Source organism: Jannaschia marina, assembly GCF_013404595.1.
Lineage (GTDB): Bacteria > Pseudomonadota > Alphaproteobacteria > Rhodobacterales > Rhodobacteraceae > Jannaschia > Jannaschia marina.
The window spans coordinates 1-8617 of the sequence record NZ_JABVAX010000029.1 but is presented as its reverse complement, the minus strand read 5'-3'; the positions used below and the strand labels follow the sequence as shown (position 1 = coordinate 8617).

10 protein-coding genes are annotated in these 8617 nt (G+C 66.6%); 6 read left to right on the top strand and 4 right to left on the bottom strand.

Annotated features, from left to right (window positions below; genetic code table 11):
* A partial coding sequence (locus HSX43_RS19365) for a hypothetical protein (RefSeq protein ID WP_179381792.1) occupies window positions 1-269 on the bottom strand: 269 nt, incomplete at its 3' end.
* 417 nt (window positions 270-686) lie between these two features.
* Here HSX43_RS19365 and HSX43_RS19360 point away from each other — a divergent pair.
* The 4 genes from HSX43_RS19360 (at window position 687) to HSX43_RS19345 (ending at window position 4749) form a co-directional block, all read left to right on the top strand.
* Window positions 687-1601 carry a hypothetical protein gene (locus tag HSX43_RS19360; RefSeq protein ID WP_179381791.1) on the top strand — a complete coding sequence of 305 codons (915 nt, stop codon included), beginning with the start codon at window positions 687-689 and terminating at the stop codon, window positions 1599-1601.
* A gap of 83 nt (window positions 1602-1684) precedes the next feature.
* Entirely contained in the window at window positions 1685-2779 is a 1095-nt protein-coding gene (locus HSX43_RS19355; protein WP_179381790.1) for a zinc-dependent alcohol dehydrogenase, read from the top strand.
* On the top strand, window positions 2772-3995 hold the full coding sequence (locus HSX43_RS19350; protein ID WP_179381789.1) for an MFS transporter: 1224 nt from the start codon (window positions 2772-2774) through the stop codon (window positions 3993-3995). Before HSX43_RS19355 ends, HSX43_RS19350 begins: the two co-directional genes overlap by 8 nt.
* An 85-nt stretch (window positions 3996-4080) precedes the next feature.
* Window positions 4081-4749, top strand: a complete 669-nt coding sequence (locus tag HSX43_RS19345; RefSeq protein ID WP_179381788.1) for a GntR family transcriptional regulator — start codon at window positions 4081-4083, stop codon at window positions 4747-4749.
* Between the two features lie 24 nt (window positions 4750-4773).
* On the opposite strand, the gene HSX43_RS19340 is transcribed toward HSX43_RS19345, so the two are convergent.
* Window positions 4774-5484, bottom strand: coding sequence for an ArsR/SmtB family transcription factor (locus HSX43_RS19340; RefSeq protein WP_179381787.1), 711 nt, complete (start codon window positions 5482-5484; stop codon window positions 4774-4776).
* A gap of 123 nt (window positions 5485-5607) precedes the next feature.
* On the opposite strand from HSX43_RS19340, the gene HSX43_RS19335 reads away from it, so the two are divergent.
* Window positions 5608-5931 (top strand): NIPSNAP family protein, encoded by a 324-nt coding sequence (locus HSX43_RS19335; protein ID WP_179381786.1) that lies wholly within the window; start codon window positions 5608-5610, stop codon window positions 5929-5931.
* A 33-nt stretch (window positions 5932-5964) separates the two neighbouring features.
* Here HSX43_RS19335 and HSX43_RS19330 read toward each other — a convergent pair whose 3' ends face one another.
* A complete protein-coding gene (locus HSX43_RS19330; protein WP_179381785.1) occupies window positions 5965-6747 on the bottom strand; it encodes an SDR family oxidoreductase in 783 nt (260 codons plus the stop codon).
* Window positions 6748-6785: 38 nt separating this feature from the next.
* Entirely contained in the window at window positions 6786-7469 is a 684-nt protein-coding gene (locus tag HSX43_RS19325) for a YceI family protein (RefSeq protein ID WP_179381784.1), read from the bottom strand.
* Between the two features lie 128 nt (window positions 7470-7597).
* On the opposite strand from HSX43_RS19325, the gene HSX43_RS19320 reads away from it, so the two are divergent.
* Window positions 7598-8500 carry a LysR family transcriptional regulator gene (locus HSX43_RS19320; protein WP_179381783.1) on the top strand — a complete coding sequence of 301 codons (903 nt, stop codon included), beginning with the start codon at window positions 7598-7600 and terminating at the stop codon, window positions 8498-8500.
* Window positions 8501-8617: the final 117 nt, after the last annotated feature.

The window sequence follows — 8617 nt, the reverse complement described above, 5'->3', positions numbered from 1 at the left end:
GCGTCCCAGGCATCGTAGGACGTGTCGGTCGGCTTGACCGGCACGACGAGCGTGACCGTCAGGCCCTGCGCTTTCGCGTCGTCCAGAAATGCCGCGAGGGCGGCCGGAATGTCGTTGTTGTCGAGAAGCCCGTCGCCGTAGAGGGAATGAAGCTGTCCCCCCGGAAAGCGAACGTTTTCCGTTTCGAGGGCGGTGAGCGTCTGATCGGTCCAAGCCGTGACATGTCCCGCGTCGGTCTGATGGTCTATCAGAACGTTTATGCCGAACATATCGTGACTGACGTCTTCACGGGTATCGACAGCACCGGTTACAGTTAATTCCACCGTCATCGAATTATCTCCAGTATATCTTTGCGGCGTAAACGAATGAACAACATTCCGGCCCTATTTGCCGGGCAATGGAGTGTAATTATTTTTCAATTATCTCCGATTGCTTCAAAATTTCGCATGACCGAAAATCGAGTCAGATCTATAGCTTGGCGAGAAGCTCAGCCCATGGCTTTCAGCACTTCTCGGCCGGTACCTTAGAACTCGGTCAGTCGACGTTGGATCGTTCGATTACTTTTGCTGCCTGTCGGGGCGGAACGCCGTCGACGAAAGCGCAGCGGATGCGTTACGGAAAAAAGTGCACCGTACCGCTCTATTGAGCGACGCAGATGCTGATTCATCGCTTAATCAACACGGATAATGGCAGGGGATCACCGTTCCGCCCGCCCGTCAACGCCGGAGTCGTCGACACGTCTGCCGGGTACCGGGACCTCCTCCGGTTCGACAGGCCGCGACCGCAGCTTCTGTCTGCACTCCATCTCGCGGGACGTCGGCGCCGAACACCGGCCGTTCACCATGCGTTATCTTTCTTCTTCTACGTACGCAGGCATGGACAATCGATCGCCGGTTGCGGAGCGAGCCCGACCGCGCCGAAATGTCCTCGGTCTGACCTTTCCGACCGAGGAAGAGCATGTCGTCGTCGCCCTCGGACGCTGTCGCGACAGCGCGATCATGGCGTCGACGAGCCTGATCGTCATGCACACCTTCCCGGCGGCCCATACGACGGCCCGCGCCGATCTCGATCGCTTCGCTTCGCAGTATTCGACGGATCTGCGACGTGCCCTGACCCCGACCGTTCGCGAGCGTTTCCGGCACATTTGCCGAGCGGAGATCGCGGAGGCGGATGGATTCGCGGGGCGTTTGGCCGACCTGCGGCACTCCTCCGTTCCGCAAGCGCAGCCCTGTTTCGACTTCTTTCGGCGGACGACGGCGGAAACCGTCCCTGCGATCGTCGCTCTGACCGGTGCCGTCCTGGAGCGTGCCGCCACCGACCAGAATGCGGTGCTGGACCGGCTCCAGGACCGGAACGACAGGCTGCAGCTGATCTTCCTTCGCATGGTGCAGGTGATGCGCATGATCCGCACCATCTCCGTCAACACCTCGATCGAGGCCGCCCGGATCGACGGCGGTTCCGCGCAGACCCTGCGCCAGATCTCTCAGGAGATCACGGCGTTGGCCGAGACCGTCACGCAGCTCGTCCGGCAAGCGCGGGACGAGGTCGACGGGCCCGAGCGCGGGGCGGAGACCGCCTCTGTCGGGCCGCGCCGTTTATAAAGAGATAATAAGCGGATAAGCGTCTGCGCGCGCGCCTAGTCTCGTCCTTGGGAGGTTCTTCCCGACGACGAAAGCGACGACCCATGAAAGACACCATCCACAACGCCACCATTGCGCAGACGATGCATGCGATCCAGATGACGGCACCGGGCCGGCTGGAACGCACGACACGGCCCGTTCCCATGCCCGCGGCAGACGAGATCCTGCTTCGCACCCGGGCCGTGACGATCTGTTCGACCGATGTCTCCTACTATCACGGCAACCTCCTCCCGACGCGATATCCGATCGTTCCCGGTCACGAATACGTCGGCACGGTCGTCGCGATCGGACCCGAACAATGCCCATCTCTCCTCGGGCAGCGCATCTCCTATTTCGGCCAGACCGATTTCGATGGCCTCGCGGAGTACAGGCTCCTTCGTCCGGTCTTTCCGGGCGAGGACAAGTCGGCTCCGTTCCGGACCGACCGGCACTTCACCGATGACGGCTATGCTGCGGCGATCGTCATTCCCGATCACGTTCCGGACGAGGCGGCCCCGCTGCTCGAGCCGATCACGGCGGTCTTGCGGGCGATCCTGCGGCATCCGCCGAACGTCGGCGACAGCGTGCTCATCCTCGGCGGAGGCCCCTGCGGAGCGATCGCGGGCGCAATCCTGCAACGGATGTTCGCGACACTGCGCGTGGACGTTGTCGAACGCAGCGCGGAACGCCGGAAACTGGCCTACGAAAACTACGCGGGCCGTTGCTACGGGTCAGTGGCCGAGCTGACCGATGCCTGCGCGGACACGACGCTCTACGACTACGTCTTCGATGCGCTGCCGCCGATTTCCGACGTGGCGGAGGCGGAAGACCCGCGCCGTGCCGCGCTCCGCGCGATCCGGCCGGAGGGCACATACATCCTCTACGGGGCCTCGATGGTCATGCAGAAGTTCGACACATGGCTGATGCTGGCCAAGGGCGTGAACGTCCGCTCGGCCGCCTTCGACGTGGACATCTACCCGATGCAGCTGACGGCACAGGTGCTCCGGACGGCGCTCGGCCTCCTCGAAACGGGGATCGTCTCGCCCGACTGGATCGTGACCCGGGCGGCGGATTTCGAGGACATATCCACGATCACCCGCACCTTCTCGCACCATGCGGGCAACCCGGATCTCAAGACCGTGGTACGCTTCAATGGCTAGATCCCAGCTGCTGCTGCTGTTCACCATCGGCTTCACGTTCTTCGCCTGGGGTCTTCTGGGGGTCGTTCTCGGCCCCCTCCTCCCGGAGATCCGCGTCGCCTTCGACCTGACGTCGACGGCGGCGGGCACCATCTTCTTCCTCTGGTCCGTCGGCTTCAGCCTGGGGTCGTTCGGGTCGCGCGCGGTGCTCGACCGGGTGGCCCCGCTGCCGCTGCTGGCGGGGCTCGGGCTTTGCGCCAGCGCGGCGGCCGTCGTGCTCCATCAGGCACCGGACTACTTGTCCTTCGCCGTCGCGTTCCTGTGCATCGGGCTTGCGGGCGGGGCGACCTTCACCGCGGGGCACACGCTGATCGGGCGCGCGTTCGTGCGCCGCCGGGTCGCGGCGCTCAGTGCACTCGACATCGTGTTCAGCACAGGCAACATCGCGGCCCCGATCGCGGTGATCGCCCTGCTCTCGGCCGGGTATTCTTGGACGCTGCCGTTTCTCGGTCTCGCCGCGCTCTTCGCCCTCGGATCGGGGATCTGCGGTCTCGCCATGGTCTTTACGGCACCCCGTGGCCGCGATGCGGACGGATCAGAGGAAGAGGACGGCACCGACACGGCAGGCGGCAAGGTCAGCCTCGGTCTGCTGGCGGTGGCGAGCTTCGCCCTGGGTTGGATCGAGCAGGGACAGCATGTCTGGCTTGTCAGCTTCGGAATCTCGTCGGGGCAGGACGAAAACGTCGCCCGGCTCGGACATGCGGCCTTCCTCGCCGGGATGCTGGGCGTTCGTCTCCTCGCCGTGATCCTCGATCAGAGGATGCAGTCGGCGCTCGTCCTGCGGACGCTCTTCGCGGTGATCGCCGCCGGGTTCGCGATCCTGGTGCTCGGGCGGTCCCCGTCGGCCTATCTCGTCGGAAGCACGATGATGGGTGCGGGGATCGGCGCGCTCTTTCCCGTCTTCCTCGGTCGTGCGACGGGCGTCGATCCGAAGGGGACGGCGACCTTCTCGATGGTGATGATCGTGAGCATCGCGGTCGGCGGCCAGCTTGCGTCCCTCGGTCTCGGCCTTCTGGCCGATCTCGGCGATATCGTGACCGCCTTCTGGGTCAACGGGCTCATCGTCGTGCTGCTCGTTCTCGCGGCCGAACGGTTCCGCCACGCGACCGGCGCGGAGGGGGTGCGGGTCACGCATCTCCCGGGACGGTCGACGCGGCCCCTTGAGACAGCGCATTGATCTGATACCATGAAACAGACGAGGGAGGATCGAGCGGCGACAAGCCGTTGGACCCTCCCTTCGCGTTTTCGAGCGAGGCCACGCGATGTCCTTTCACGACGACCACCATGTCTACGACAAGCTGCGGACCATGATCGTCCAGGGCAAGCTGGTCGGCGGAACCCATCTCTATCCTGGCACGATCGCCGAGACGCTGGGGTCGAGCACCGTTCCCGTTCGTGAGGCTTTGATCCGGCTGGCCGAGGGTGGGCTCGTCGACTACCGGAAGGGCAAGGGCTTCTGGGTCGCCAAGCCCTCCGTCGACGACCAGTGCGATGCGATCGCCCTTGCCCAGTACATCTATTCCAAGGACATTCCGGCCATCCCCGGCCTGTCGTTCCTCGATCGCCGGATCGCCCAATATGTCGATGTCGTCGACCGCGCCTGCGCGGACGGTACGTTCTCGGAGCCGGAATTGTCGGCGACCTGTCTCAAGGAGTTCCAGCTCCTCTTCCTGCCCCCCATTTCCGTGTTCACGCTGCAGAAGCTCTACGACCTGGGCTTCACGGTCGTCCGCTCGTGGACCGAGGACAACGAGGACCGCGCGATCGACGCCGTCCTCCGCGGACGCGACCTGATCGAGCGCCGCGCGTTCGATGCGCTCGAGGAGATGGTCCGCACGAACATGGAAGACATGATCCGTTCCGTCAGGGGAGCCGGCCGGGCCGGCGATCCGCGACCGGTCGATCGCGCCGCCCCCCGGAAGATCGGTTAGGCCGCCCTGTGGCGGGACCGCACCTCACCTCGTGGTGCCGTCCGTGCCCTGCCCGTCGGATACGAAGGCTGCACGGAACCGCCTCAGTCCGTCCGCCGTGAAGCGGACGATGCGGGTGCCTTCCTCGCGCCGCGCCCAGCCCCGTTCGAAAATCGCGAGCAGCACCGCCGCGCCGAGGCCGCCACCGAGATGGAAGCGCCGTTCGGACCAGTCGAGACAGGACCGGCAGAGAGGCCGACGGGACGTGCGCAGGGTGCGAATGTCGATGCCGAAGTCCTCGAACAGCGCCGCCCCGTCGTCGGTCAGGGTGAGGTCGGCGTCCTCCTGCCACAGCGCGCCGCGGGCCACGAGTGCTTCAAGGAGCTCGACGGCCTGCGTTCCGGCGAGGTGATCGTAGCAGACACGGCCTGCTCTGAGTGCGGGCTCGCGTGGCCCGGTCCGGGCACGTGTTCGACCGGAGGTGACGGCCACTCCCATGATCGCCTCGAGCATCCGGCCCACCTCCTCCCCGGCGAGGGCGACGTAGCAATGACGGCCCTGCTTGCGGCGAACCAGCAGCCCCGCCTCCTCCATCCGCGCCAGATGACCCGAGGCTGTCTGCGCGGCCACACCTGCCTCGCGCGCCAGCTCGCCCGCCGTCAGCGCCCGCCCGTCCATCAGCGCGGTCAGCATGCACGCGCGGGCCGGATCACCGACGAGGGCGGCGATGGGAGCGATGTCGGGGCCGTGGCGCATGGACCGCCTCCTGCGTTTCGGATGGAGCCTCGCACGAACGGGCGTGTCGATGCTTCGGCCCGTGCCGAAACATTATCGAACGATTGCGCGGTACCAAGGGGCAATTCGCCAACGGAGGGCCCCATGACCGTCACCTGCTGTATCCGCTACCGCATCGACCCGTTTCAGCGCGACGCCTTCGCGGCCTACGCGCGAAACTGGTTGCGCATCATTCCGGCCTGCGGCGGCGACCTGCACGGCTATTGGCTGCCGCATGAAGGGACGAACGACGTGGCGCTTGCGATGATTTCGTTTACCAGTCTTGCCGATTACGAAGCCTACCGCGCCCGGCTGAAGGCCGACGAGGACGGCGCGGCGAACTTCCGCATGGCTCAGCAGAAACGGTTCATCCTCTCGGAGGAACGGACGTTCCTGGAACCGGTCGCACCCGGAAGCGCGAGCCGATGACATCGTCGAGCCATTCGCAGGGCCCGGTGCATCCTATGTCGCGGCAGGCATTCCGACGGCACGCCGGCCCGCGTCGACCTTGAGCGAGAAGTCCGTGCCCAGCCAAGGATCGGCGGCCGGTGTCGTCAGGAACGCGATGGCCTTCGCGACCCAATCCGCGCCGATGTGGCTTTCCCACGGAAGGCGGCTGACCGGGTTGAGACCGCTCTCGCGGATCTGCTCCTGCATCCCGGTCGCCACCGTGCCCGGGCTCAGGCCGAAGACGCGCACGCCGTTCGCGCGCGCCTCCCCGTCGGCGACGCCGGTCAGGCGCAGGACGGCGGCCTTCGAGGCACAGTAATGCGACCAGCCTTCCAGCGCGCCGTTCGCCGCACCCGAGGAGAGGTTGACGATCGTTCCCCCGCCCTCCTGCGCCGACATGACCGGCAGGGCGAAGCGAAGGCCGTGGTAGACGCCCTTCACGTTCACGTCGATGATCCCGCCCCAGGCCGCCGGGTCACTGTCGGCGATCCGGGCGATCGGGTCGATGAGGCCGGCGTTGTTGACCAGAAGGTCGATCCGCCCCCGGTGTTCGACCGCGCGGCCCACCAGCGCGGCGACCGCGCGGGCATCGGCCACGTCGGTCGGAACGGCACTGGCCCGGCCGCCCGAGGTTTCGATCTCCGCGGCCAGCGCCTCGATCGCACCGGCGGAGCGGGCCGCCAGGACGACATGGGCACCGAGCGTGGCGAGATGCCGGGCGGTGGCGGCCCCGATGCCGCGCGAGGCGCCGGTGACGATGGCCGTGCGGCCGGACAGGTCGGGGGATGTGGTCATGGTCTCGTCCTCTCGATCCGGGGATCGGTTTCGCGGCCTCAGCCTTCGTTCGGTCCGGTGAAACCGTCGACGCGGCCCCAGTTGCAGGGCACGTTCGAGGCAAGCTCGGCCGCCGGGACGGTGGCGCAATCGACGAGGTCGACATGGATGTCGAGGTCGATCTCCGTTCCGGTCGGCGAGCCGGGGAAGGCGATGAAGTCCATCCCCCAATCGGTGCGCGTGATCGTGCCCGTCGCCTCGAAGGACGCGACGCGGACCTCGTCGTAGTCGGGAATGAAGTCCGGATAGACCCGGTCCGCGACCAGGGTGAATTCGAGCGCGAGGGGCGCTTCGACGCCGAGCATCGTCAACGTGCCGGTCATGGTCCCTTCGGTCCCGGACGTCATGGAGATCTCGTCGGACGTGAACGTGACCGTCGGGAAGGCGGGGACATTCAGGTAGTCCGCATTGCGGATGTGGTTGTCGCGGCCCGCGTGGTTGGAGTTCACCGAAGCGGCGTCGACCGCGATCCGGATGCGGGAGTTCGAGGGATCGTCCTCATCGATCAGAAACGAGCCGGCGAAGACGTCGAACCGTCCCACGGTCCGGGCGAGGTCCATGTGATCGACCTCCCAACCGATATGGGCATGCCCGAGGTCGAGCGTCCATTCGCGAGGCTCGGCGGCGAGCGGTACCGGCGCGAGAGCGGCAGCGAGGGCGAGCGGGAGGATGGGTGTTTTCATGGGGGTCTCCTGGATTGGGCTCCGGTCCGGACACGGCCGACCGTCGCGGGTGCGCCCCCTTCGATTGCACATGGAACCTGTGCAAAGAACGAGTTGATCCGCATCATGCCTGTGCAAATATCGCACGCATGAACATCGCCGACCTTGCCCTCGCCCTGCGCACCGCCGAACTCGGCAGTTTCTCCGCCGTCGCGCGCGAGGCCGACCTGCACCCGTCCTCGGTGTCCCGTGCGGTGGCGGCGGTGGAGGACCGGATCGGGGTCCGCCTGTTCCAGCGCACGTCCCGCATCCTGTCGCTCACCGCCGAGGGCGAGGCCTACCTGCGCCGGGTCGCGCCCCTCGTGGAGCAACTGGAGGACGCGCGGCGCGAGGCCCGCGCGGAGCGGACCCGGCCGAGCGGTCTCCTGCGCCTGACGGCCTCCGTCGCCTACGGGACACGGCGGATCGTCCCGCTCCTTCCACGCCTCCGCGATCTGGCGCCGAAGCTGGAGGTCGAGCTGATCCTGTCCGACGGAAACCTCGACCTCGTCGCCGAGCGGATCGACCTCGCGGTGCGTCTCGCGCCGGCACCCGAGGGAGAGATGATCTCGGCCCGACTGCATGGCACCCGCTATCGCGTGGTGGCCGCGCCGGACTGGATCGCCCGGCATGGCGCGCCCGACACCCCGGAGGAACTTTCCGGCTCGGATTGCCTGCGAAGCGCGGTTCCGGGTCACCGTGACGCGTGGATCTTCCGGAGCGGACCGGATGCCCCGCCGATCCGGATCCCGGTGAGCGGCCCGCTCGTCATCTCGAACGCGCTTGCCCTGCACGAGGCTGCCTGCGCGGGCCTCGGCCCTGCACTGCTTGCGGACTGGCTCGTCGAGGATGCGCTCGCGCGGGACCGCCTCACCGATCTGTTCCCGGGCCTCGAGGCCACCGCGACGACGTTCGACACCGCGGCATGGCTGCTCTACCCGAGCCGCACCTACCTGCCGGCCAAGGTCAGAACCATGATAGACCTCATGCGCTCCGGGATGGGGCAAGGTTGAGGTGCTCCCCGATCCTTGGACAGGATCTGGCGTTTTCTAAGCTACTCTCTGGGCCTCCTGGTCGGGTTGCATGATCGTCGTGCCGGCGCGGTAGACCACGTCCGGTGGTTGTCCGTC

Coding starts and splice junctions, on each gene's coding strand:
- HSX43_RS19360 (WP_179381791.1), top strand. CDS start 687: ATGGCAGGGGATCACCGTTCCGCCCGCCCGTCAACGCCGGAGTCGTCG.
- HSX43_RS19355 (WP_179381790.1), top strand. CDS start 1,685: ATGAAAGACACCATCCACAACGCCACCATTGCGCAGACGATGCATGCG.
- HSX43_RS19350 (WP_179381789.1), top strand. CDS start 2,772: ATGGCTAGATCCCAGCTGCTGCTGCTGTTCACCATCGGCTTCACGTTC.
- HSX43_RS19345 (WP_179381788.1), top strand. CDS start 4,081: ATGTCCTTTCACGACGACCACCATGTCTACGACAAGCTGCGGACCATG.
- HSX43_RS19340 (WP_179381787.1), bottom strand. CDS start 5,484: ATGCGCCACGGCCCCGACATCGCTCCCATCGCCGCCCTCGTCGGTGAT.
- HSX43_RS19335 (WP_179381786.1), top strand. CDS start 5,608: ATGACCGTCACCTGCTGTATCCGCTACCGCATCGACCCGTTTCAGCGC.
- HSX43_RS19330 (WP_179381785.1), bottom strand. CDS start 6,747: ATGACCACATCCCCCGACCTGTCCGGCCGCACGGCCATCGTCACCGGC.
- HSX43_RS19325 (WP_179381784.1), bottom strand. CDS start 7,469: ATGAAAACACCCATCCTCCCGCTCGCCCTCGCTGCCGCTCTCGCGCCG.
- HSX43_RS19320 (WP_179381783.1), top strand. CDS start 7,598: ATGAACATCGCCGACCTTGCCCTCGCCCTGCGCACCGCCGAACTCGGC.